The sequence below is a fragment of the Candidatus Competibacter phosphatis genome, assembly GCF_012939995.1.
GTDB lineage: Bacteria > Pseudomonadota > Gammaproteobacteria > Competibacterales > Competibacteraceae > Competibacter > Competibacter phosphatis.
Map to the genome: position 1 here is coordinate 22414 of NZ_SPMZ01000007.1, position 24423 is coordinate 46836.

Consider the following 24423-nt stretch of genomic DNA (forward strand, 5'->3'; position numbering starts at 1 on the left):
TCGTCTTTTTGATGAAATCACTCTGATTGGAGGAAAGCATGGCCATTAAAGTTGGTATCAATGGGTTCGGTCGCATTGGTCGCATGGTGTTTCGCGCGGCGGTTAAGAATTTCTCGGATATCGAGATCGTGGGTATCAACGACCTGCTGGAACCCGACTATCTGGCCTACATGCTGAGTTACGACTCGGTGCATGGTCGCTTCCAGGGTGAAGTCTCCGTCGATGGCAATACGTTGATTGTCAACGGCAAGAAGATCCGCCTGACCGCCGTCAAGGACCCCGCCGAGCTGAAGTGGAACGAAGTGGGCGCCGACATCGTCGTCGAGTCCACCGGTCTGTTCTTGACCAAGGAAACCTGTCAGAAGCACATCACCGCCGGCGCCAAGAAAGTCATTCAGAGCGCGCCCAGCAAGGACGACACCCCGATGTTCGTCTACGGCGTCAATGACAAGACCTACGCCGGTCAGACCATCATCTCCAATGCGTCCTGCACCACCAACTGCCTGGCGCCGGTCGCCAAGGTGCTGAACGACACTTGGGGCATCAAGCGCGGTCTGATGACCACCGTGCATGCCGCCACCGCCACCCAGAAGACCGTGGATGGTCCCTCCAACAAGGATTGGCGCGGCGGTCGCGGCATCCTGGAGAATATCATCCCGTCCTCCACCGGTGCCGCCAAGGCCGTGGGCGTGGTCATCCCCGAGCTGAACAAGAAGCTCACCGGCATGGCTTTCCGCGTCCCCACCTCTGATGTATCCGTGGTCGACCTGACGGTGGAACTGGATAAGCCGGCGTCCTACAAGGATATCTGCGCTGCGATGAAGGCCGCCTCCGAAGGCCCGATGAAGGGTGTGCTGGGTTATACCACCGACAAAGTGGTTGCCACCGACTTCCGTGGCGAGAGCTGCACCTCCACGTTCGACGCCGATGCCGGCATCGCCCTGGACGACACCTTCGTCAAGGTTGTGGCCTGGTACGACAACGAATGGGGTTATTCCTGCAAGGTTCTGGAAATGGTCCGCGTCATGGCCAAGTAAGCGATCGCCACGCCGTGGCGGTTCGTTTTTAAGCTGAAATCGTACACCCCCGCCGCCTTGCGCCCCGCGCCAGGGCGGACGGGGGTTTTTCTTGGAGAGGAAGAGGAAAGCGAATATGAATTTTAAACGCATGACCGATCTGGATCTCGCTGGCAAGCGGGTATTCATCCGTTCTGATCTGAATGTTCCCGTCAAAAGTGGCAAAGTGACGTCCGACGCTCGCATCACTGCTTCGATGCCCACCATTGAATTTGCCATGAAGGCCGGTGCCAAGGTGATGGTGACCTCGCACTTGGGGCGTCCGACCGAAGGCGAGTTCAAGGAGGAAGATTCGCTCAATCCAGTGGCCGAGGTGATGTCCGCCAAGCTGGGTAAGCCAGTACGAGTGATCCGCGACTGGGTCAATGGCGGCTTTGAAGTCGCCGACGGCGAAGTGGTGCTGTTGGAGAACTGCCGCGTCAACAAGGGCGAAAAGAAGAACGTCGAGGAAACGGCGAAGAAGTACGCAGCGCTCTGCGACGTGTTCGTCATGGATGCTTTCGGCACCGCCCATCGCGCCGAAGCCTCGACTCACGGTGTCGCCAAGTTCGCGCCGGTCGCCTGCGCCGGCATTCTGCTGACCGAGGAACTCGATGCCTTGACTAAGGCGCTGGCCAAGCCCGCCCGGCCGTTGGTCGCCATCGTCGGTGGCTCCAAGGTTTCGACCAAGCTGACCGTGTTGGAAAGCTTGTCCGAGAAGGTCGATCAGCTGGTGGTTGGCGGCGGCATCGCCAACACCTTCCTCAAAGCTGTCGGCAAGAATGTCGGCAAGTCGTTGTGCGAGGACGATTTGGTGTCGACGTCGCAGGCACTGCTGGAGAAAATGAAAGCGCGCGGCGCGAATATTCCGATCGCGGTGGATGTTGTCTGCGGCAAGAAGTTCGATGCTGCCGAACCGGCGGTGTTGAAAGACGCGGGTGCGGTCAGCGACGACGACATGATCTTTGATATCGGTCCGAAGAGCGCCCAGGAATTGGCCGACATCATCATGAAGGCCGGCACGGTGGTGTGGAACGGCCCGGTCGGCGTGTTCGAATTCGACCAGTTCGGCGAGGGTACCAAGACGGTCGCCATGGCGATTGCGAACACCAAGGCCTTCACCCTGGCCGGTGGTGGCGACACCATCGCCGCGATCCAAAAGTATGACATCTACGACAAGGTGTCTTATATCTCCACCGCTGGCGGTGCGTTCCTGGAATTCCTGGAAGGCAAGGTGCTACCCGCCGTCGCCATGTTGGAGTCGCGGGCGAACGACTGAAGCTCGAAGGTTTTTTTAAGGAAAACGGGCGGTTGTTTATTCGCCCGTTTTTCGTTGCGGCGAGGAACTTGATGATGGGTCTTACAAAGCAGCGCCGGTGGGGAAAAACCGGCGCGAACTATCAAATCAAAAACTTAGGAAACGGTTTGCAAGCCGCTGATGTTCCGATGCGTCCTGTTGAATGCACTATTTGGTCGCGGTGGCCCGCATGATGAGGAAGCTTCCAATTGGGACGTATGGGATCGACCGTTAGTACCGACGACCGCCGCCACCACCGCCGTAGCCGCCACCGCCACCGCCACGTTTTCCGCCGCCGTAGCCGCCACCGCCGTAACCGCCACCGCCACTGCTTTGTTGCGGGCGTGCCTCGTTGACGGTCAGAGCGCGGCCTTCGACCTCCTTGCCATTGAGGGCGGCAATAGCCGTTTGCGCTTCCTGGTCGCTACCCATCTCCACAAAGCCGAACCCCTTGGATCGTCCGGTATCGCGATCCGTGATGACTTGAGCCGAACGCACCGCGCCGTGTGCCTCGAACAGGCGCTCCAGCTCACTGTTACCGATGCTATAGCTCAAATTTCCAACATATAACTTCTTGCCCAATTGAAAGACTCCTCAATAAGTTTCACCAAAAAACAACAGACAAAACATCAGACATGCCAAGTACAAGTTGGCAGTTTTACATGGGGCTTATGCTGAGTCAATTCTCAACTTTCCCCGCTCGATTGCCCATCGCTTTATTTCGGGTATCGGCTGGTAGGTATCGCATGTGGGCGGATAGCACGATTTTGCGTTGGCGCATGCTATTTGGGGCATGGTTGCCATGTTACCTTATGCCCAAAACCGGTGGATTCCGTTACCGCTACTTTAACCGGTCACCGCCGGGTTGCCGCGCGTCACCCGCTTTTGCGGATTAATCCAGATTCCCAAAAGAGCCATCAAGCCAAGCCGGAAGTTTTTTTGCTAATGAACGCAACCAGTTATGATGCCGCCGCGATAGAGGTCCTCAGCGGTTTGGATCCGGTCCGCAAACGGCCGGGCATGTACACCGATACCACCCGGCCCAACCATCTGGCGCAGGAAGTCATCGACAACAGCGTGGACGAGGCTATCGCCGGCCATGCCAGTACGGTAATGGTGACACTACATGCCGACGGTTCGTTGTCGATTGAAGACGACGGGCGCGGTATGCCGGTGGACATTCATCCGGAGGAAGGCATTCCCGGCGTCGAGCTGATTCTGACTCGCCTGCACGCTGGCGGTAAATTTTCCGACCGTAACTACCATTTCTCCGGCGGGTTACACGGCGTCGGCGTTTCAGTGGTGAACGCGTTGTCCAGTCATCTCGAAGTCTGGGTCAAACGCAACGGCCGGGAATACAACATGGCCTTCGCCGGCGGCGACAAGATGTCCGAGCTGGAGGAGGTCGGCACGGTTCCTCGGCGAAATACAGGCACCACCGTGCGGTTCTGGCCGGACCCGCGCTATTTCGATTCACCTAAATTCTCCGTGCCTCGGCTCAAGCACGTACTGCGCGCCAAGGCGGTGCTGTGTTCCGGTCTGAAGGTGGGCTTTACCGACGAGGCCGCCGGCGAACAACTGGTCTGGTGCTATCAGGACGGTCTGACCGACTATCTCCGGGAGGCGTTGGGGACGGCGGTACCGTTGCCCGATCCGCCGTTCGTCGGCCGTGTCGGTAGCGAGCGCGAGGCCGCCGACTGGGCCTTGACCTGGCTGCCGGATGGCGGCGAGCCGGTGGCGGAAAGCTACGTCAACTTGATCCCGACCGCGCAAGGCGGTACCCACGTCAACGGTTTGCGCGCCGGATTGACCGATGCGATGCGCGAGTTCTGCGAGTTTCGCAACCTGGTGCCGCGCGGGCTGCGGATTGCCCCGGAAGACATCTGGGAAGGTTGCTGTTACGTGTTGTCGGTCAAGCTGCGGGACCCGCAGTTTTCCGGCCAGACCAAGGAACGCTTGTCCTCGCGCGAATGCGCGGTGTTCGTGGCCGGAGTGGTCAAGGATGCGCTGAGCTTGTGGCTGAACCAGCATCCCGAAACCGGCGAACGCATCGCCCAACTGGCATTGGCCAACGCGCACAAACGCTTGCGCGCCAGCCGCAAGGTGGTGCGCAAGCAGGTCACCAGCGGTCCGGCGCTGCCCGGCAAGCTGGCCGATTGCACCGCCCAGGATTTGGGGCGCACCGAGCTGTTTCTGGTCGAGGGCGACTCCGCCGGCGGTTCCACCAAACAGGCTCGTAGCCGCGAGTTTCAGGCGGTGATGCCGCTACGTGGCAAGATTCTCAATACTTGGGAGGTGGACTCCGCCGAAGTGATGGCGTCGCAGGAGGTGCACGACATCGCCGTGGCGATCGGCGTGGACCCCGGTTCCGGGGATCTGAAAGGTTTGCGCTACGGCAAGATCTGCATTCTCGCCGATGCCGATTCCGACGGTCTGCACATCGCGACCTTGCTGTGCGCGTTGTTCGTGCGACATTTCCGCCCACTGGTGGAAGCCGGCCACGTCCATGTCGCCATGCCGCCATTGTTTCGGATCGATGTCGGCAAGGAGGTGTTCTATGCTCTGGACGAGGCGGAAAAGCAGGGTTTTCTCGACCGTATCGCCGCCGAGAAGAAGAAGGGCAAGGTCAGCGTCACCCGCTTCAAGGGCTTGGGCGAGATGAACCCGCTGCAACTGCGGGAAACCACCATGGATCCCACCACCCGTCGGTTGGTGCGACTGACCCTGGAGACCGGCGATGAAACCCTGGCGCTGATGGATATGCTGCTGGCCAAGAAGCGCGCTGGGGATCGCAAGAACTGGCTGGAGGAAAAAGGCAACCTGGCGGAAATTTAAACCGGTCCGAGCGATGACCCCGTCAGCATTCGCGCAGCCATGTCGACCTGCCAGCAAGATAAAAACAGCAAGGAATGTGATTACTTTGTGTCCCGTGGTCTTGTGACTCCCGGAACCAGCGTCTACATTCTAGGGGCGTTGCGTTCCCCGAACGCCGCGATGTAAGCCTGAAAATCACAGCGATAATGCATAAACACAAAGGAGGTTGTATTGATGAACAAGAAATTACTGATGGGTTTAGCCGCGTCCTGTGCCATGGGGCTCTCCAGCACTGTTTGGGCCGCCGGTACTGACTTCGGCACTCCCGAAGAAGCCAAGATGATGCTGGAAAAAGCGGTCGCCGCGGTACAGGCGGACGAGGCCAAGGCTCTGGAGATGTTCAACAAGGGTGAAGGCGGATTTAAGGAGAAAGATTTATACGTCTTCTGTGGCGGTCCCGATGGTAATTTTACCGCTCATCCCAAGCTGGTCGGCAAGAGTTTGAAGGACCTAAAAGACAAGACCAACAAGCCGCTGGGTGAAGAGATTTACAAGGGAGCGAAAGAGGGCGAAATTGTCGAAGTGGCCTACATGTGGCCGCGCCCAGGTGAGGAAAAACCTTCCGAAAAAGTGGCTTACGTCGCCAAGATAGGCGATCAGATCTGCGCCGTGGGTTATTACAAGCCCTAATGCCGGATTGAAAGTTTGTTATTATCCTGCCCAAGCCGAACTCCATCCGGGGTTCGGCATTTTTGATTTCGCTTCGAGTGTCCCGACCTGCAATCCGACCCACGATCCATTTTGGCTGATTTTGCCTGCATAATTAATGGATTGATTTTATAGGGTCTCTGAGTCCCCCGTGGCGGTTTTCTCACCGGTATCGCCGCCTGCCAGCCGATCTCGTTTATACTGCTCCGGCTATCTCAAGTCCCCCTCACAATATCAGGAGGATCCGGTGATCTATTCCCTCGGCGACCGCAGGGTCGAATTTCACGGCGAGGACTGGTTCATCGCCGATAATGCGACCGTCATCGGTTCGGTGGTGCTCAAGCAGAACGCCAGCATCTGGTTCAACGCCGTGGTGCGCGGCGACAACGATGTCATCACCATCGGCGAAAACTCCAATGTTCAGGACGGCTCGATCCTCCATACCGACCCCGGTATTTTGCTGACCATCGGCCGCGACGTCACCGTCGGCCATCTGGCGATGCTGCACGGTTGTATCGTCGGCGACAACAGCTTGATCGGCATCAAGAGCCTGATCATGAACCGGGCGGTCATCGGCAAGAATTGCCTGATCGGCGCCAACAGCCTGATCACCGAGGGTCAGACCATCCCGGACGGCTCGCTGGTGAAGGGTGCGCCGGGCAAGGTCGTGCGCATGCTGACGGACCGGGAAATCGAAGGCATGCGCTTGTCCGCCACCCGCTACGTGGAAAATTTCAAACGCTTTCAGCGCGACCTGCGCCGGCAGGACTAAGGTGAGTGCCGTTCTGGAAGATCGCTTGGATCTGGCGATCCAGCAAGTTGGTTCCACCATTCTCGGCAAGGAGCGCGCCATCCGCTTGGCGCTGAGTTGCCTGCTGGCGCGTGGCCACCTGCTGATCGAAGACTTGCCCGGCATGGGCAAGACCACCCTGGCCCATGCGCTGGCGCGCTGTCTGGGTTTGCAATACCAGCGCATCCAGTTCACCAGCGACCTGTTGCCGGCGGACATCCTCGGCGCGGCGGTGTACGAACGCCAGCGCGAGACCTTCGTGTTCCATCCTGGGCCGATTTTCGCGCAACTGATCCTGGCCGACGAGATCAACCGCGCCACCCCCAAAACGCAAAGCGCCCTGTTGGAGGCGATGGAGGAGGGGCAGGTTACCATCGAGGGCGAGACCCGCCAGTTGCCGGAACCGTTTTTCGTGATCGCCACCCAGAATCCCGCCTACCAGATCGGTACCTTCCCCTTGCCGGAATCCCAGCTCGACCGGTTCCTGATGCGGATCGCGCTAGGCTATCCCGATGTGCAGGCGGAACGGGCGTTGCTGGAAGGCGAGGACCGTCGCGAGATTCTGGCCCGGCTGCCGGTTTGCATGACACCGGCGCAATTGCACGAGTTGCAGGGGCGGTTGGCCGGTGTGCATATCGCGGCGCCGCTGTTGGATTACGTGCAGGCATTACTGGCGTTTTCCCGCCAGAGCAGTCGTTTCCGCAGCGGACTATCACCGCGCGCCGGATTGGGGTTGTTGCGAGCGGCGCGGGCCTGGGCATTGCTGCACCGTCGCGGCCATGTGCTGCCGGAAGACGTGCAAGCGGTGCTGCCGGCGGTGGTGGGCCATCGCCTGCATCCCAGCGACGATCATCTGGAGCAGTCGCCCGCCGCTCTGGTCGGGCAGTTGCTGGATGCCGTGGCGGTGCCGGCCTGAGGTTCGGCCGCCATGTTCAGGGCGTTGCGGCAACGCTTCGAAGCTTGGGTAACGCGCGGCCAGCGGCCAGCTCGTCAGCCGGTTCGACTGGATCGCCGCCGCATCTACATTCTGCCGACCCGCCAGGGTTATGCATTCGCCCTGCTGTTGCTGCTGCTGTTTCTGTGGTCGATCAACTACAGCAACAGCATGGGTTTCGCCTTCACCTTTCTGTTGTCGGCGGTGGCGCTGAACAGCATGTGGCGGGCGCACAATAATTTGTTGGATCTGGTGATTCAGCCGAGTGGCGCCGAGCCGGTGTTCGCGGGGCAGGACGCCCAGTTCGGCTACCGACTGGACAATCCCGATACCGGGCCGCGCCATGGTGTCGCATTGCAATGGCGGGATCGATCGCCCCGTTATGCGGATGTGCCGGCACGGGGTTCGACGACCGTGATTCTGGCTGTTCCCGCCGAACGTCGTGGTCGGTTGCGGCCGGGCCGGTTGCGCGTGCTGACCCGGTTTCCCCTCGGCTTGTTGCAAGCATGGAGTTGGGTGGAGTTCGAACAGGATTGTTTGGTTTATCCCCAACCTCGCGGTGGGCGGTCGCTGCCGGCGGCGATGGCGGGCGGCACCGGCAGCGGTATGGGCGAGCAGGGGACAGGCAGCGAGGATTACGCCGGTTTCCGACCTTACTCGCCCGGCGACTCGCCGCGCCGGATCGCCTGGCGGGCTGCGGCCCGCACCGATCGCCTGCTGGTCAAGCGCTTCACCGATCAGGCCCGGCCGGAGCTGTGGTTGGATTGGCGGCTGTTGGGGATGGAGCCGATCGAGCCGCGTCTGGAGCAATTGTGTCAGTGGGTATTGAAGGCGGAAGGGGAAGGGTGCGAGTACGGCTTGCGCCTGCCTGGCCGGGAAATTCCGCCCGCGTCCGGCGAGATCCAGCGCCGCCGCTGTTTGGAAGCCCTGGCGCTGTTCGTCGGTGGCGATGGGTAGAGAGAGGTCGATCATGCCCTGGAGCTGGCGGAAAAACCGGCCGGAACGAGCGAAAGCGGCCAAACTGCCGGAAGAGCCGCTGACCCGGTCGGCGCTGGCTTGGCTGTTGGCGGCATTGGTGCTGGCGGCGGCACCACATGCTTCCGAACTGCCGATTTGGCTGAGCGTCCTGTTCGCCACGGTGGTTGGCTGGCGCGGATTCATCGCGCTGCGCGGCAAATCGCTGCCGCCGCGCTGGTTGCTGCTGCTGCTGGCGCTGCTGGCCGGTGCCGGGGTACTGATCGACTACCGGACCCTATTCGGCCGGGATGCCGGGGTGGCGTTGATGGTCGCGATGACTGCCTGCAAGCTATTGGAAACGCGTGTGCTGCGGGACGGTGTGGTGCTGGTGTTCCTGGGTTACCTGCTGGTGATGAGCAATCTGCTCTACAGCCAGGAAATCCCGATGGTGGCCTATCTGTTCGCGGCGGTGCTCGTCATGCTGGCGGCGCAGACCCTGATTCATCGCCCACACGCCGGTTTACGGGGAGTGGCCCCGTTGCGACTGGCTGGCATGATGGTGCTGCAAGCCATTCCGGTCATGTTGGTTCTGTTCATCTTGTTTCCCCGCATCCCCGGCCCGCTATGGGGTCTGCCCAAGGATGCCTACAAGGGGCGCACCGGTCTGTCCGACGAGATGATGCCCGGCACGGTCAGCGAGCTGGTTCGATCCGATACGGTGGCGTTTCGGGCACGGTTCGCCGGTGCCACGCCGCCACCGAACCAGCGCTACTGGCGCGGGCCGGTCTTGTGGCGTTTCGATGGCCGCCGCTGGACCCGCCACGAGGAGTTGCCCGCGAATACTCCCACCTCCTTCGTGGCGGAAGGGGCGGCGGTGGATTATTCGGTCATTCTGGAACCGAGCAATCGGCGCTGGCTGTTTGCGCTGGACCTGCCCGCCCGCTTGCCGCCGCGCACCGGTATGACTGCCTCGTTTCAACTGTTGCGCGATCAGCCGATCAACGAGGTGTACCGTTACGAGATGCGGTCTTATCCGAACTATCGTACCGGCGAACTGACGGCGGCGGAACGGTTTCGTGGCTTGCAACTGCCGGAGCGCGGCAATCCCCGCGCCAGGGCGCTGGCGGTACAGTGGCGCGAGCGCATGACCCGCCCCGAGGACCGGGTCGGCGCGGCACTGGCGTTGTTTCGGGAACAGGCGTTTTACTACACCCTGACGCCACCGCTGCTGGGCGCCGACAGCGTGGACGATTTCCTGTTTCGGACCCGCCAGGCTTTTGCGAGCATTACGCCAGCGCCTTTGTCTTTCTCATGCGGGCGACCGGGGTGCCGGCGCGGGTGGTGACCGGTTATCAGGGCGGGGAAGCGAACGATCTGGGCGGGTATTTCATCGTACGCCAGTCCGACGCGCATGCCTGGGCCGAAGTCTGGCTGGCGGAGCGCGGTTGGGCGCGGGTCGATCCGACGGCGGCGGTGGCGCCCAGCCGGGTGCGGGACGGATTGTACGCCGCGGTGGCCGATCCGGGGCTGTTGCCGTTTCTGGCGCGGCGCGGGGGCGGGGGTGAGTACGAGTGGCTGCGGCAACTGGCGCTGAGCTGGGATGCGTTGAACAACAGTTGGAACGAATGGGTGCTGGCCTACGGTCCCGACCGACAAAAGGAGTTTTTGTCGGGACTCGGTTTTGGGCCGGTGGATTGGGCCGAGATGACGGTGGCGATGACCGTGACCCTGGGTGGGTTCGGCCTGCTGGTCATCGGCTGGCGCTGGCGCCGGCGCGGCACCCGCGACCCGGTGGCGCGGGCTTGGCAGCGATTCTGCGCCCGGTTGGCCCGGCGCGGCTTGGCGCGCGGCCCACACGAGGGGCCGCTGGATTTCACCGAGCGAGTGGCCGCCAGCCGACCGGAACTAGCCGCTTCGGTGCGGGAGATCGGTCGGCTTTACGCCGCCCTACGCTATGGACCGACGGGCTCGCCGGCCGATGTGCGCCAACTGCAATGGCGGGCAGGGCGGTTTCGAGTTCGAACGCCCCGGTGAGCGGTCAACGATCAAATTCATTTCATTCCGCCATGGATCTGGCGATCGGCGGTAGGAAGGCGAGGGCCTCAGCCTTCGGGCGGTAGGCCCAGCCGCTCGGCGGCCCGCACCAGATCCGCCACCGACTTGAGACCTAGCTTGCGCATCAGGCGCCCCCGGTGGACCTTGACGTTCTGCTCGCCGGTGCCCAGCGCTGCGGCGATCTGCTTGTTCAGCTTCCCGGCGATGACGTGGCCGAGCACCTCGCGCTCCCGTGGTGTCAGTAATGCCAGGCGCTTGCGCAGGTCCGCCAGGTCATCGCTCTTCGCTCGCCGGTCCGCGCCGCGCTGTAGCGCGGCGCGGATCGCCCGCAGCAGGTCCGCCCCATCGACCGGCTTGGTCAGAAAGTCCTCGGCCCCGGCCTTGAGTGCGCGCACGCTCATCGGAATGTCGCCGCGACCGCTGAGGAACACGATGGGCAGATCGACGCCCCGCTCGCGCAGCCGCTCCTGAACCTGTAGGCCATCCATCTCGGGCATCGCCACATCCAGGACGAGACAGGCAGGACCTTTGGGGGGCGCTTGGGCGAGCAGCTCCCGCGCGCTGGCAAAGGACTGCACCGCAAGTCCCTGGGCACGCAGCAGTCGGGTCAGGGCTTTGCGCATCTCCGGCTCGTCGTCGAGCAGGTAGACTACCGGTTCGTCGCTCACGACGCGGCCCCGCCGCTCGGCAGCGAAAAGGCGATCGTGGCTCCACGCGGGGGTGTCGGCTCGGCCCAGACCCGTCCCCCATGGCTGCTCAGAATGGAGCGCACGATGGCCAGACCCAGGCCGAGCCCTCCGGGTTTGGTGGTGTAGAGCGCGTCGAAGATGCGCTGCGGATCCGGTAGTCCGCAGCCATTGTCCGCGATCGCGACGGTGATGCCTTGCGCATCCGCCCGGGCGGTCACCGAGATCCGACGCTGGCCGGCGGGGTTCTCGGCCACCGCGGCGCAGGCGTTGTCGACGAGATTGACCAGGACCTGCTCGATCAGGATACGGTCCGCCTGCACCGGAGGCAGACCCGGGCTCAAGCTCAAATCCACCCGCACCCCCAGGTCGTCGATCTCGTTGCCGAGCAATTCGAGTACCCGCACGATCGCGTCGTCGAGCCGCAGTGGCTCACGTTGGGGTTCGCCGCGATCGACGAGTGCGCGCAGGTGGCGAATCACCTCGGCCGCGCGGTGATCCGCGCTCGCGATGTCCGCCAGGATCTCCCGCAGCTCGTCCAGGTCCGGCGAGTCTCCATTCAAGAGAGCCTGGGCCGCCTCGGCGTTGGCCAGGATCGTGCCCAGCGGTTGGTTCAGTTCGTGGGCGAGGGCGGCGGAAAGCTCGGCTGCGGTTTCCGCCCTGGACAGGCGCTCAAGCCGTGTCCGTTGACGGCAAATGTTGTCGAACTGGTCCATGCGTGCCGTGATGTCGACGCTCACCCCCATCAGGGTTCTCGAAGTCCCGTCGCTCTCGCCGACACCGCGCCCCAGGGAGGCAAGCCAGCGGGTGCCGCCATCAGCGTCGAGAACCCGAAACTCGGCACGGTATCGTTCGTTGGTGCCCAGCGCCGCTTCCACCAGTTGCTCCAGGCATGCCCGGTCTCGAGGATGCACCTGCTTCAGGAAGTCGGCCAGGGCCAGCTCGCCGTCGGGGGCCAGCCCGAAGAGTTCCCGGGTCTTGGGCGTGGCCGAAACGGCCTTCGATCGGGCGTCGAGGCTCCAGAACCCGACATCGGCGGCCTCCGCCGCCAGGCTCAGGCGTTGCTCGCTGAGGCCCAGGGCGGCGTCCTTGAGGCGCAGGTCGCGCTCTGCCCGTGCGGCCCGCGGCAGCCCCAGGCTCAGCTCGGCGCCGATGACCAAGGCGAGCAGCAGGAACAAGGGCGTGATCAGGATCGGCATTCGAACGAAGCCCCAGAACACCGAGACGACCTGCACGGTGCCGATCAAGACGATAACCAGCAGGGCGCTCGCCAGCGCCAGCGAGCGTGCGCCCTCTCCGCGTCGCCAGGCACTGATGCCGCAGTCGATGATGAACAGCATCGCCAACACCAAGCTCGCCTGACCGACCGCCATCCAGGGATTGGGGACCCCGATGGCTATGGCGACCGGCTCTCCCAGCAGACTGACGCGCTCGATTCCGGTCAGCGCGGCGTAGTTCAGATTCGGCCCGGAGCCGAAGGCCGCCGCCAGGGCCAGGGTGCGCAGGGCAACGGCGAGCCAACCCAGCACCAGAAAGCGCGGCCGCAGGCGGAGATACACGAGGCCCACCAGAGCGACGAAGCCGGACCAGATCGGGACCTGGAACCAACGCAACGCCGTTGCATAGTCCATTGGCGTTTGGGCGTGCATCATCCACAGCTCCGTCCCCGCGACCCCGACGATGCTGACCTCCAGCACCGCAAGCATCAGGTAGGACCAGGCCTCCCGCTGAACGAGCCAGGCCCCGAGATAGAGGCCGGCGATCGTTGCCGACAGTGTCCCGATGATGACATAGAGAATCGTGATCCAACCCATCCTCTCTCCAGGCCCCCGGCGGCTGCGCCGGGCATTGAACCAAAGTGCAATTTTACCGGGCGTGCGGCTTGTGTAACCTCTTAAAATTCGACCGCTCGATCGGGCCGGGACATCGGCCAGCTTGACTGCGGTGAAGGTGCCCCTGATTTCAAGTGATTGAGCAGCGATCGCTCTCCCGAAAATCGTCGAGCCAACGCCCGTGACGCCAAGAATCAAGCTCTTCGCATTGAGTATGACCGCGCTGTTGTCCGTGCCGGTTGCGGCGCAGGACGCCGGCTGGAGCTTCGCGCTCTCGCCCTACGCCTGGACGCCGGGCCTCACGAGTTCGGCCGAAACGGCGTGGGGAACGGTTGAAGTCGACAAAAGCATCGGAGACGTACTCTCCGATCTCGATATTGCCTTCATGGGCGCGTTCGAAGCGCGCAACGGTCGCTGGAGCCTGATCGCCGACCTGTTCTACGCCGACCTCTCGCAAAGTCGCTCGACCCCGCTCGGCATACTCTTTTCGCGAGCGGAGATCGAAACCGAAGCGAAGCTTCTGAGCGGATACGCCGGCTATCGGGTCTTCGAGAGCGGCCAGGTCGCCGTCGACTTGATGGCCGGCTTCCGGGTCAACTCCGTAAACCTCGACTTATCCCTCGCGCCGGGCCTGCTCACGGGTCAACGCTTTGGGATGAGCGAGACCTGGGTCGATCCACTGATCGGCGGGCGGGCGCGCTTCGACATCACCGACCGGTGGTTCGCGACGTTCTTCGCCGACATCGGCGGTTTCCGGACCGGCTCCGACTTGACCTGGCAGATATTCGGGAGCTTCGGCTATCAGTTTAACGAGCGCTGGTCGGTCCAGGGCGGGTGGCGCTATGTCGCCATCGAGAAGACGATCGACGGGCGCGACGTCGAGATCGACTTGAACGGCCCGCTGCTCGGCTTCACGGTACGGTTCTGATGCGCGGGCCGCACGAACCTTCACCCGCTCCTGCCCTCTACGTCCGGCTCGGATGCATCCTTCCCATACACCTTGAGAGGAAAAGCTTAATGAAGGCCAGACTACCCGTCATCATGTTCGGCTTCCTCGTCGTCACCGGCGTGGCGGGTGTTGCGTCCGGGGCCGAATCCCCTGCCAGCACCACCCAGGCGCAAAGCTTCACCCTGCAGCGCGGGGAACACCTCTCCGGCCTCTGCGCCCAGATCCGTCAGGCTGGGATCAACGTCACGGTCCCCGATTGCGTCAGGCAGATCCTGTTCGCCAACAGGGACTGGTTCGCGCAACGGTTCGGCTATGTGTGGAAGGACCTCCAGTCCGTGAATCTGGATTCCGCCGTTCGCCTCTGGTCGGAGATCCCCTACGTGATGCCGGTGGGGCTGGTGGCGGGCAAGCCAATGGCGACCGAGCCCGCGCCGGAGGCCCAACCACCGCGGGCTGCCGCGAACGCGTCTCCCAGCGGGCATTTCGATCCGCAAGGCAAGGTGCCTTCCACATTCACGATCGAGTTGCGCAAGGGCCTCAAGGCCACGCTGCCGTTCGAGGACCGGCGCGACTTCGAGGAAGCGAAGAAAGGCTTCATCGCCGAGCCACCATACACGAAGATCATGGCCGATGCCGGCCATGTGGCCTGGGACATGGGCAGCTACCAGTGGCTGCTGAAGGACCAAGACTTCGACTCCATCAACCCGTCGCTGCAGCGCCAGGCCGTTCTCAACATGGCCTACGGCCTGTATGAAGTCGTGCCGGGGCATATCTACCAGGTGCGTGGCTACGATCTTGCCAACATCAGCTTCATCAAGGGCGACACCGGCTGGATCGTCTTCGATCCGCTGACCGCCAAGGAGACGGCGCGGGCGGCGCTCGAATTCATCAACGAGAAGCTCGGCAAGCGGCCAGTCGTCGCGGTCGTGTACTCCCACTCACATGGCGATCACTTCGGCGGCGTGCGCGGCGTGGTCGACGAGGCCGACGTCACCAGCGGCAAGGTGTTGGTGATCGCGCCCGAGCACTTCCTTGAGGCGGCGATATCCGAGAACGTTTTCGCGGGCAACGCGATGTCGCGGCGCCTGCAATGGCAGTACTCCATGCTGCTGGAGCGCAATCCGTTCGGCCACGTTGACCAGGCGATTGGCAAGAACATCGCCAACGGCAACACTGGGCTCATCGCGCCGAACCATATCATCGGCAAGGACATCGAAGAGATGACGGTCGACGGCGTGAAGATGGTGTTCCAGAACGCGCCGGACACCGAGGCACCGGTCGAGATGAACACCTACTTCCCGCAGTTCAAGGCGTTCTGGGGCTCCGAGATCATTACCGGAACGATCCACAACATCTACACACTCCGCGGCGCGTCGGTACGCAACGCGCTCAACTGGTCGAAGGAGATCAACGAAGCGCTCTACAAGTTCGGCCAGGAAGCAGAGGTGATGTTCGCCTCGCACAGTTGGCCTCGCTGGGGCAACGATCGCATCCAGGAGGTGATGCGGGCACAACGCGACGCCTACGCCAATCTCAACAACCAGACGCTCCACTACGCGAACCTGGGCGTGACGATCAACGAGATCCAGAACGTCTACGAAGTCCCGAAGAGCCTGCGGCAGCAGTGGGCCGCGCGCAGCTACCACGGCGATGTGCAGAACAACGTGCGCGGCGTGATCAACCGTTTTCTCGGGCACTACGACGGCAACCCGACCAACCTGATCCCGCTGTCGCCCGCCGACTCGGCCCCGCTCTATGTGGAGATGATGGGCGGCGCCGAGAAGATCATCCCACGCGCCCAGCAGCTCTATGACGAGGGGGCCTATCTCTACGCCACCGAGATCCTCAACAAGCTGGTGTTTGCCGAGCCGAAAAACCAGGCTGCAAGGCGGCTTCTCGCCGACACCTTCGAGCAGCTCGGCTACCAGGCGGAGAGCACCAGTGTGCGCAACAGCTTCCTGCAGGGTGCCTACGAGCTGCGCAACGGCCTGCCGGGCGGCGTCCCGCCCCGCTCCACCGGCCCGGATGTGGTCCGCGCGATGTCGACCGAGCAGTGGCTCGACTTCATCGGCATCAGCATGGACCCGAAGAAGGCCGAGGAGCTCAAGTTCACGATCAACCTCGTGACGCCGGACAACGGCGAGCAGTACGCCGTCGAGATGAGCAACGCGACGCTCACCACCATCAAGGGCTTCCAGGCGAAGAACCCGGACCTCACCATCACGGTGAACCGTGCCGACCTCAATGGAGTGATGATGGGACAGACGTCGTTCGACGACCTGATCAAGGCCGGCAAGGCGAAGTTCGACGGCGACCGCACGGGCTTCGACCAGTTGCGCTCGATTCTGGTGCCGTTTACGCCGGACTTCGAGATCCTGCCGGGCACGGCGCCGCAGCAGCACGCTGCCTCCCCCAAGCCATTCGAGCTGCCGGGCGATCTCATCGACGTCGACTGATGGACGATCAACTAGGGGCGCGGCTAAGATCAAGGCACCAGAAGTGATATTTGTTCCTGTTCTCCGTGCGGAGCAATGAAATGCGAATCTCGATCAAATCGAAGCAAGCCTTGCGGGTACTGACCCTGTTGATCGGCGCGTTCGGCGGCGTTGGCCAGGGCGTGCGAGCCGAGGAGCTCGTGATTCCACTGGAGGTGCCGCAGCTCAACTTCATTGGGGTCGGGGTGGGTGCTTATCCCGACTACCTCGGCTCGGCCGACTACGATGTCGGCGCCGCTCCGTTCGGGCGCTTCTCACTCGGAGGCGAGCGCTTCGTGCGCCTGCTCGGCAACGAGGCGCGCATCAACCTGCTCGATAACCCTAATTGGCAGTTTGGCCCAGCCGCGCTATGGCGCCTCAGCCGCGAGGATGTGGAGAATCCGGTCGTCAACAAGGTCCACGAGATCGACGATGCCATCAACCTCGGCCTCTTCGGCGGCTACGTCTGGCACGACCCGGATGAGATCCGCAGGTTGGCTGGTGTCGGTGCCTGGGCCTTGGGGGATGTCAGCGGTGTCGACAACGGCTGGACGGCGGGGATCAACGCCTACGCGACACAACCCGTCGCCCGGATGGTCACCCTCGCCGGCGGTGCCGCCTTCACCTATGGCAGCGGCAATTACATGAAGGAGTATTTCGGGGTGACCCCGGCGGATTCGCTCGCGAGCGGCCTCCCAGTCTATGTCCCCGGGGGCGGCGCGCGCGACGTGCGCGGATGGGGCGCGGCCGTGCTCTCGTTGAGTCTGCACTGGCATTTGGGTGTTGGCGTCATGTACTCGCGCCTGGTCGGCGACGCTGCGGACAGCCCACTGGTCGCGCTGGAGGGGTCGAAGAACCAATGGATCTACGGCTTGGGTACTCTCTACGCTTGGTAAGCGGCATCGAACGTTTTTTTCGAACCCGAGCACATCGGGCGGCCCCGCAAACATCGGATGCGAAGCCTGTATAACACGATCCGGTACGTGGAGCGCAGCGGCTGCCCATGGCGGATGTTGCCGAACTCCTGACGGTCGTTGCGCATTCCTGTGGCATCTCCGACACACGCGGCAGCCATCTCGTGCTCATCCGCCTGTTTATCCTCCTGCCCCACCTGCTTAAACGCTTCGTGGATGGTGGCTACCAGCAGGGCGTCATTGACTGGGTCAAGGCCCTATTCGGCCTACTGCCTTGAAGTCGTCAAACGACCCGATGTTCCCCAGTTTGTCGTCCTGCCCAAACGCTGGATCATCGAGCGTACCTTCGCATGGCTTGCATGGCACCGAAGACTTTCCAAGGACTTCGCATATTCCCCCCAAGTCCTCCGAAGCGATGGTTTACATCGCTTCCAACTCCATCATGCTCAGAAGATATATTCTTTAGATATATTCTTTGTGACAGCTTCTAAATAGGCGAAAACTCCATAAGTCACTCTTAAGGAAACCCTGATGGCGATCAAGATGGGACCGATTTTAGGATTTCGCGGGCAGCGACAAGGTGAGTGGTGGGTGTCGGTGTTGCTGGTCACCGATGCGCAAACCGATAGGCACCGGCTGACTTTCACGCCGGCTGGCGGGGTTGAAACATCCGTCGCGGCGACCCTGCTCAAGGCCATGCCGGAAGGCAAGCCGAGCCTGCGAGCTTGGCGCTGGGATTTCGCGGTGCGGCAAACGGATGTGGAGCAGCAGATCCGCTACGAGGTCCTCGGGACCTCTGCGGAATTCTGGGTGCCGGCTCAAGGTTCAATGCCTAATATCGCTTACGCTTCCTGCAATGGTTTCTCCAGCGTGAAGGTGAAAAACAGTTGCAAGGTTCCCCAGCGGTTGTGGGTGGATCTCGCCGCCAAGCATGCCGAGCGGCACTACCATCTGCTGATGATGGGCGGTGATCAGGTCTACGCGGATTCGATTTGGGAGGTGGTCCCCGAGTTGAGCGAGTGGGCGGGGTTGCCGGTCGAGCAGGCCATCAAGCGTTCATTCACCGCCGATATGGCGCGAAAGGTCGATCGGTTCTACAGCGAACTCTATATTCAAAACTGGGGCCAGAAGGAGCCGGCGAGCATGCTGGCGCGTATCCCGACTCTGATGATGTGGGATGATCACGACATCTTCGACGGCTGGGGCTCCTATTCCCCGGAACTCCAGCGGTGCGCGGTGCATCAGGGCATCTTCAATGCAGCCCGCGACTACTTTGCCCTCTACCAGTTGCAATTGGCGAAAGACGAAAGACATCCTCTCGCGATACCCGCCAGCACATCATTCGCCCATGGCTGCACGATCGAGCTGGAGCGCGATCACGCGATGGTGATCTTGGCGCTCGACATGCGCAACGACCGCAACGATTCCCAAGTGATCGGCCCGGAGAACTGGCAAGCGGTCTACGACTGGCTCGATGCCTTGCCCAACGATGATCGGTCTCGCCATCTGCTGATCTTATCCAGTATCCCCGTGGTGCATCCCGATTTTTCCCTCATCGAGCGGACACTGTCCGTTTTTCCTGGCCAGCAAGAGCTGGAAGACGATCTTCGCGATCACTGGAACAGCCCGGCCCATAAGCAGGAGCGCTTGCGCTTCATCCATCGGCTGCTCGCCTTGAGCCAGGCGCGAAAGTACCGCGTGACGCTGCTTTCTGGCGACGTGCATGTCGGTGCGGTCGGCATTGTGACTAGTAGCCGCGATGGCGCGAGTGATCGCTCGGCCCAAGTCATCTCGCAACTGACTTCGTCTGGTATCGTTCACCCGGCACCGCCAGGGGTCATGCTGTTTTTCTTGGAAAACGTGATGGGCAAGCAATATGTTGATGATCGCGACATCACCTCCGAAATGACGCCGTTTCCCGGTACCCGCACGTACTACATCGGCACCCGCAACTGGCTAGCGTTGGAACCGGACGAGAGCGGGCGCATCTGGGCCAAGTGGCATGTCGAAAATGTCTCTCAACCTTATACCAAGGTGATCCATCCCATCGGGTATAAAATACTCGAATAAGGTCAGATTGTTGGGTATCTGGTTGCCCGCCGTCGGGAGCCGGTGGTAAGGGCGGGGCACCATGTTTGCCGGGAAAAACCGCCTGGACCGTGCCCTGCTGGCCTATTGGGGTGAAAGCCGTCATTGCCTTTCGGCCATGCTTGCCCAGAACCTTGGTCCGCCAGCCCTATCCTTCCTGGTAGTCCACCATTACCAGTGCCCATGGGTGAGACGTGAAAAGCCTGCGCTTGTAAGGTGGCGGGGAGGGGCTATTCGAATTCTCCTGAATCGAGCAAGTTTGGGATAGGATCACGAAAGGAATGTCGCTGCGTGGGATCCATTCATGCTAAATCCTTGGAGAACGGGACGGGAATGCGACAAATTGTCGCATCTCTCAGGAGTGGGGGAGCCGCTACAATGAAATCGTCGTGACGCCAAAGGCGAGCGATGGGAAACGGCACTGTCCAGGAAGGTACGAAAAGCGCCGTTGGCGTGAAGTCGAGAAGGCGACGGCTATAAGGTGCCTCCGGCGTTTTCGAAGTCGGCGTATAGAGTCGCTTGCCGCGATGGGTCAATGTTCAACCCCAACCGCAAGCTAATCTGCGACGGTGAGAAGATACCGCGCACCGCCGACTTGCCAGTTTCTGGATCACGATCCGGCACCAGCGCGTGTTGGCGATCGACCTGTCGTAAGGTCGCGATGAGGTCGCCGACCCGGGCGCGCTGTATGTCTTCCATCGACAACAGCTCCAGTTTCGGTCTGAGCGTCATGACGTCGGAAACTCGCAAATCTTCTCGGACTCCGCCGGCCTTGGCCAGAATGCGGTGAGGTTTGTCGCCGGCGATGTCGCGACTGGTGAGTAGGCCGATGATGTTGTCATCGGCGTCGCACACCAGCAGTATGCGGATTCCACGCTTGATCATGATTTCCACGGTTTTGAGAGACTGTATAAAAACTAACATATTGATTATATGATATTAACTTCCGGTAGTATTCGACCAATATCATGCGTAAACGGACTTTTACGCATAACCTGTTGATTTACGGTTTGGTGTTTTTGTACAGCTTCTGAGATGGACGATTTGCGACGCCTGTTGTTACTCCGCTTGCTGGTGATCCTGGGACCCGGCGTCATGCTGCTCTGGTTGTATTTTGGGCTGACGCCGCCGCAACCGTTGCCGCCGTGGTCCATCGTGTCGTTTCTGGGGCTGATGGCATTGGCTTTCGTTGCCTTGCGTCTGCGGTCCCGGCTTTTGAAGCCGGTGGCGGCCTGGGAGTTGTTCGCCTGTTTGCAGCTTGATGTGCTGGCCTTGGCGATGCTGTTGTATTTCGGTGGTGGGGCTAGTAACCCATTCATTTCCATGCTGCTGTTGCCCATGATCGTGAGCGCGGCGCTGTTGCCGGCCGGCTATGTCTGGGCAATGGCGGGCGTGACGGTGGCGGTGTACACGGCGCTGATGTTTCGTTACCTGCCCTTGCCCGGCATGCTCAGTGGTCACGGTCCCGGCTTTCACGCCCATCTGTGGGGAATGTGGCTGGTGTTCGTGATCAGCGCCTTGCTCATCGCCGGTTTCGTGGCACGGTTGGCGGCGACATTGCGCAATCGGGATCGTGAGGTGGCCCGCCTGCGGGAAAAAGCGTTGCGCGACGAGCAGATTCTGGTTCTGGGCATGTTCGGGGCCGGCGCGGCCCACGAGCTAGGCACACCCCTGTCCACCATCGCCATATTGGCCAAGGAACTGGAACGCGAATACGGTGAAGATTCGGCGCTGGGCGCCGATTTGCGAACCTTGCGTCAACAGGTGGAGGCGTGCAAATCCATTCTTGGCGATTTGCTGCGCGGCGCCGATCTATTGGCCGACCGCGATGCCGCGCAAACGCTGGACGTGTTGTTGGAGCGCACGCGCGACCGCTGGCAACTGCTTCGTCCCTGGGTACCACTGCGGGTCAACTGTGCGGGACCGCTGCCACCACCGGCCGTGGTCTCGCCGCAAACCATCGGCCAAACCTTGATCAGTCTGCTCAACAACGCGGCCGACGCCTGTCCCGAGGGTGTGGAACTGGCGGGGCGCTGGGATCGGCGGCGGGTCGTAATCGAGATTTGCGATCGGGGACCGGGTCCCCCGTCGGAGGTGGTGAATCGTGTTGGTGAAGCGTTCTTGTCCACCAAGGATGGCGGCATGGGCATCGGGTTGTTGCTCGCGAATGCCGCCTTGGAGCGATTGGGAGGGCGGGTGAGCTTGTCGCGCGATCCGCGAGGAGGAACTCGTACCCGTATCGATTTGCCTAACCGGCTTGAGGCCGCATGACGGTTTCCGCCGAACGCTCCAGCCTGCTGCTGGTGGATGACGATCCCACGTTCTGTCGGGTGCTGGGACTTGCGTTGAACCGGCGCGGTTTTGCCGTGGCCATGGCACACAGCGGCGCGGCGGCCTTGCAACAGGCACGAATCGAACCACCGGAATACGCCATCGTGGATCTCAACTTGGCCGGCGATTCGGGATTGGGTCTGATCCCCAGCCTGCTGGCGCTCGACCCCGACACGCGCATCGTGGTGCTGACCGGCTATGCCAGCATCGCCACGGCGGTGGAGGCCATCAAACTGGGTGCGTTAAATTATCTGGCCAAACCCGCCGACGCGGATCAGGTGCTGGCGGCGTTCGTTACCACGGAGGGCGATCCCAGCACACCGGTCAACGTGCGCCCCTTGAGCGTAAATCGTCTGGAATGGGAACACATTCAACGAGTTCTACGCGATAATGATGGCAACATCTCCGCCACCGCCCGGCAGTTGGGCATGCATCGTCGCACCTTGCAGCGTAAGCTGGCCAAGCGGCCGGTTCGGTTCTAGCCCATCCAAGGGGGAGCACGGTTTGGTTCCTGCTTCCACCTTAAACCTCCTACCTTAACGAAGCGGCTCGCCAATGCTGACCAAGACGCCCAAGACTACCTATCTCAAGGATTACGCTCCACCCGCCTATCGCCTGCCGATGATCGATCTGCGTTTCGAACTGGGCGAGGATTTCACCACGGTACGTTCCCACCTGCGGGTCGAACGCATCGACGCCACTTCGGCCGGCACGCCATTGGTGCTGGACGGTCAACAGTTGGAACTGGTCGCGCTGGAATTGGACGGCGTGCCACTGGCGGCCGACCGGTATCGGGTCGAGGAGGAGCGGCTGACGTTGTTGGCCCCGCCGGCATCGTTCGAGCTGACGGTGGTGACGCGCATCCGGCCGCAAGACAACATCTCGCTGGAAGGCTTGTATCAATCCAGCGGTAATTTCTGTACCCAGTGCGAAGCGGAAGGGTTCCGCAAGATCACCTACTTCCTCGACCGGCCGGATGCAATGGCGGTCTTTACCACCACCCTGGTGGCGGACAAGACGCGCTATCCGGTGCTACTGTCCAACGGTAATCCGGTGGACGGAGGCGAGTTGGACGATGGCCGGCACTGGGCCACTTGGCATGATCCCTTTCCCAAGCCCTGTTATCTGTTTGCCCTGGTTGCCGGTCATCTCCGCCATCTCGAAGATACCTTTAACACCCGTTCCGGGCGCGAGGTAAGGCTGCGTATCTACGTCGAGCCGGACAATCTCGATCAATGCGAGCATGCGATGTATGCGCTCAAGGCCGCCATGGCTTGGGACGAGCAGCGCTTCGGGCTGGAATACGATCTGGATCTGTATCAGATCGTGGCGGTCGGCGATTTCAACATGGGGGCGATGGAGAACAAGGGCCTCAACATCTTCAACACCAAATATGTGCTGGCCAAGCCGGAAATCGCCACCGACGCCGACTATCAGGGCATCCTAGGTGTTATCGGTCACGAATACTTCCACAACTGGACCGGTAATCGGGTCACCTGCCGCGACTGGTTCCAACTCAGCCTCAAGGAAGGGCTGACCGTGTTCCGCGATCAGGAGTTTTCTTCCGATCTCGGTTCGCGCGGGGTCAAACGCATCGAAGATGTGCGGATGCTGCGCACCAGCCAGTTCCCACAGGACGCTGGGCCGATGGCGCATCCGGTGCGACCGGATTCCTATATCGAGATCAACAACTTCTACACCGTCACCATCTACAACAAGGGTGCCGAGGTGATTCGGATGATCGAGACCTTGCTCGGTCGGGACGGGTTCCGGCGTGGCATGGATCTTTATTTCCAGCGCCACGATGGTCAGGCGGTGACCTGCGACGATTTCGTGGCGGCGATGGCCGATGCCAACGCTGCCGATCTGAGCCAATTCAAGCGCTGGTACCATCAGGCCGGTACCCCGGAACTGACCGTCAGCGATAGCCATGACGCGACGACATGCACTTATACGCTGACCGTGCGCCAGTCCTGCCCGCCGACGCCGGGCCAACCTAGCAAGGAACCGTTTCACATTCCGCTGGCGCTGGGGTTGCTGGACGCGGCGGGTCACGATCTGCCGCTGCAACTGGAGGGAGAGAACGAGCCACGCGGGACGACCCGAGTGCTGGAACTGCGCCAATCCGAGCACACCTTCCGGTTCGAAAATGTCCCGGCGCGGCCCGTACCCTCATTGTTGCGCGGTTTTTCCGCCCCGGTCCGGTTGAACAGCGCCGAGAGCGACGCGGACCTGCGGTTCCGCTTGGCCCGCGATAGCGATGATTTCAACCGCTGGGATGCTGGCCAAACGCTGGCGGTGCGCACCATCCTGGCCCTGGTCGAGGATCGCCGCCAAGGGCGGAACTGGACGTTGCCCGAATCGTTCGGCGCCGCTTTTGGCCAAGCGCTGGAGTCTGGGGCCGATCCGGCGCTGTTGGCTCAGGTGTTGACCCTGCCCGGCGAAACCTATCTGGCCGAACAGATGGAGGAGGTGGATGTGGACGGCATTNANGCGAAAAGAAATTTTGCCGATAAGAATCCAAAGCTTGTGTTAAACC

At 61.7% G+C, this 24423-nt stretch carries 22 protein-coding genes and 1 pseudogene; 19 read left to right on the top strand and 4 right to left on the bottom strand.

Annotation, left to right across the window (positions count from 1 at the left end; all coding sequences use genetic code 11):
* Positions 1-38: 38 nt before the first annotated feature.
* Both gap and E4P82_RS02005 read left to right on the top strand, forming a co-directional pair.
* Positions 39-1037 (top strand): type I glyceraldehyde-3-phosphate dehydrogenase, encoded by a 999-nt coding sequence (gap, locus tag E4P82_RS02000; RefSeq protein WP_169247329.1) that lies wholly within the window; start codon positions 39-41, stop codon positions 1035-1037.
* Positions 1038-1152: 115 nt separating this feature from the next.
* Positions 1153-2334 carry a phosphoglycerate kinase gene (locus E4P82_RS02005; protein WP_169247330.1) on the top strand — a complete coding sequence of 394 codons (1182 nt, stop codon included), beginning with the start codon at positions 1153-1155 and terminating at the stop codon, positions 2332-2334.
* Between the two features lie 249 nt (positions 2335-2583).
* On the opposite strand, the gene E4P82_RS02010 is transcribed toward E4P82_RS02005, so the two are convergent.
* Positions 2584-2934 (bottom strand): RNA recognition motif domain-containing protein, encoded by a 351-nt coding sequence (locus E4P82_RS02010; RefSeq protein WP_169247331.1) that lies wholly within the window; start codon positions 2932-2934, stop codon positions 2584-2586.
* A 363-nt stretch (positions 2935-3297) separates the two neighbouring features.
* Here E4P82_RS02010 and parE point away from each other — a divergent pair, with 363 nt between their 5' ends.
* The 7 genes from parE to E4P82_RS02045 all read left to right on the top strand — a co-directional run bounded on the left by parE (position 3298) and on the right by E4P82_RS02045 (position 10589).
* Positions 3298-5187: a DNA topoisomerase IV subunit B gene (gene parE / locus E4P82_RS02015; protein ID WP_169247332.1), complete on the top strand. Its 1890-nt coding sequence runs from the start codon at positions 3298-3300 to the stop codon at positions 5185-5187.
* Between the two features lie 213 nt (positions 5188-5400).
* Positions 5401-5856 (top strand): cache domain-containing protein, encoded by a 456-nt coding sequence (locus tag E4P82_RS02020; RefSeq protein ID WP_169247333.1) that lies wholly within the window; start codon positions 5401-5403, stop codon positions 5854-5856.
* 265 nt (positions 5857-6121) lie between these two features.
* Entirely contained in the window at positions 6122-6646 is a 525-nt protein-coding gene (locus tag E4P82_RS02025) for a gamma carbonic anhydrase family protein (protein ID WP_169247334.1), read from the top strand.
* A gap of 1 nt (position 6647) precedes the next feature.
* Positions 6648-7580 (top strand): AAA family ATPase, encoded by a 933-nt coding sequence (locus tag E4P82_RS02030; RefSeq protein WP_312913875.1) that lies wholly within the window; start codon positions 6648-6650, stop codon positions 7578-7580.
* A gap of 12 nt (positions 7581-7592) precedes the next feature.
* Complete coding sequence (locus tag E4P82_RS02035; RefSeq protein ID WP_169247335.1) at positions 7593-8555, top strand: DUF58 domain-containing protein; 963 nt, start codon at positions 7593-7595, stop codon at positions 8553-8555.
* Between the two features lie 13 nt (positions 8556-8568).
* Positions 8569-9900, top strand: coding sequence for a TgpA N-terminal domain-containing protein (locus E4P82_RS02040; protein WP_169247336.1), 1332 nt, complete (start codon positions 8569-8571; stop codon positions 9898-9900).
* Positions 9867-10589, top strand: a complete 723-nt coding sequence (locus E4P82_RS02045; RefSeq protein WP_169247337.1) for a DUF4129 domain-containing transglutaminase family protein — start codon at positions 9867-9869, stop codon at positions 10587-10589. The genes E4P82_RS02040 and E4P82_RS02045 overlap by 34 nt, the downstream gene beginning before the upstream one ends.
* Before the next feature lie 68 nt (positions 10590-10657).
* Here the strand turns inward: E4P82_RS02045 and E4P82_RS02050 are convergent, their stop codons facing one another.
* Complete coding sequence (locus E4P82_RS02050) at positions 10658-11278, bottom strand: response regulator transcription factor (protein WP_169247338.1); 621 nt, start codon at positions 11276-11278, stop codon at positions 10658-10660.
* Entirely contained in the window at positions 11275-13110 is a 1836-nt protein-coding gene (locus tag E4P82_RS02055; protein WP_169247339.1) for a sensor histidine kinase, read from the bottom strand. The genes E4P82_RS02050 and E4P82_RS02055 overlap by 4 nt, the downstream gene beginning before the upstream one ends.
* Before the next feature lie 232 nt (positions 13111-13342).
* Between E4P82_RS02055 and E4P82_RS02060 the strand changes: the two genes are divergently transcribed.
* The 7 genes and pseudogenes from E4P82_RS02060 to E4P82_RS02085 all read left to right on the top strand — a co-directional run bounded on the left by E4P82_RS02060 (position 13343) and on the right by E4P82_RS02085 (position 19535).
* Positions 13343-14056 carry an outer membrane protein gene (locus tag E4P82_RS02060; protein WP_169247340.1) on the top strand — a complete coding sequence of 238 codons (714 nt, stop codon included), beginning with the start codon at positions 13343-13345 and terminating at the stop codon, positions 14054-14056.
* A gap of 434 nt (positions 14057-14490) precedes the next feature.
* Positions 14491-16533, top strand: coding sequence for an alkyl/aryl-sulfatase (locus E4P82_RS02065; protein WP_420887054.1), 2043 nt, complete (start codon positions 14491-14493; stop codon positions 16531-16533).
* Between the two features lie 80 nt (positions 16534-16613).
* The gene (locus E4P82_RS02070) at positions 16614-17447 is read left to right on the top strand and encodes a MipA/OmpV family protein (RefSeq protein ID WP_169247341.1); all 834 of its coding nucleotides are present in this window, start codon (positions 16614-16616) and stop codon (positions 17445-17447) included.
* A 57-nt stretch (positions 17448-17504) separates the two neighbouring features.
* Positions 17505-17579: a hypothetical protein gene (locus tag E4P82_RS23475; RefSeq protein WP_169247353.1), complete on the top strand. Its 75-nt coding sequence runs from the start codon at positions 17505-17507 to the stop codon at positions 17577-17579.
* Complete coding sequence (locus E4P82_RS02080; RefSeq protein WP_169247342.1) at positions 17555-17743, top strand: hypothetical protein; 189 nt, start codon at positions 17555-17557, stop codon at positions 17741-17743. The genes E4P82_RS23475 and E4P82_RS02080 overlap by 25 nt, the downstream gene beginning before the upstream one ends.
* Before the next feature lie 28 nt (positions 17744-17771).
* Positions 17772-17931: pseudogene (locus E4P82_RS21685) on the top strand (IS5/IS1182 family transposase); the annotation flags it as partial.
* A gap of 65 nt (positions 17932-17996) precedes the next feature.
* Positions 17997-19535 carry an alkaline phosphatase D family protein gene (locus tag E4P82_RS02085; RefSeq protein WP_169247343.1) on the top strand — a complete coding sequence of 513 codons (1539 nt, stop codon included), beginning with the start codon at positions 17997-17999 and terminating at the stop codon, positions 19533-19535.
* Positions 19536-20027: 492 nt separating this feature from the next.
* On the opposite strand, the gene E4P82_RS02090 is transcribed toward E4P82_RS02085, so the two are convergent.
* On the bottom strand, positions 20028-20438 hold the full coding sequence (locus tag E4P82_RS02090; protein ID WP_169247344.1) for a CBS domain-containing protein: 411 nt from the start codon (positions 20436-20438) through the stop codon (positions 20028-20030).
* Positions 20439-20588: 150 nt separating this feature from the next.
* Here E4P82_RS02090 and E4P82_RS02095 point away from each other — a divergent pair, with 150 nt between their 5' ends.
* From E4P82_RS02095 to pepN, 3 genes are all read left to right on the top strand, one after another.
* Positions 20589-21824: an ATP-binding protein gene (locus E4P82_RS02095; protein WP_169247345.1), complete on the top strand. Its 1236-nt coding sequence runs from the start codon at positions 20589-20591 to the stop codon at positions 21822-21824.
* Positions 21821-22366, top strand: a complete 546-nt coding sequence (locus E4P82_RS02100) for a response regulator transcription factor (protein WP_169247346.1) — start codon at positions 21821-21823, stop codon at positions 22364-22366. The genes E4P82_RS02095 and E4P82_RS02100 overlap by 4 nt, the downstream gene beginning before the upstream one ends.
* 73 nt (positions 22367-22439) lie before the next feature.
* Positions 22440-24423: aminopeptidase N (pepN, locus tag E4P82_RS02105; RefSeq protein ID WP_169247347.1), on the top strand; the 1984-nt coding region annotated here is incomplete at its 3' end.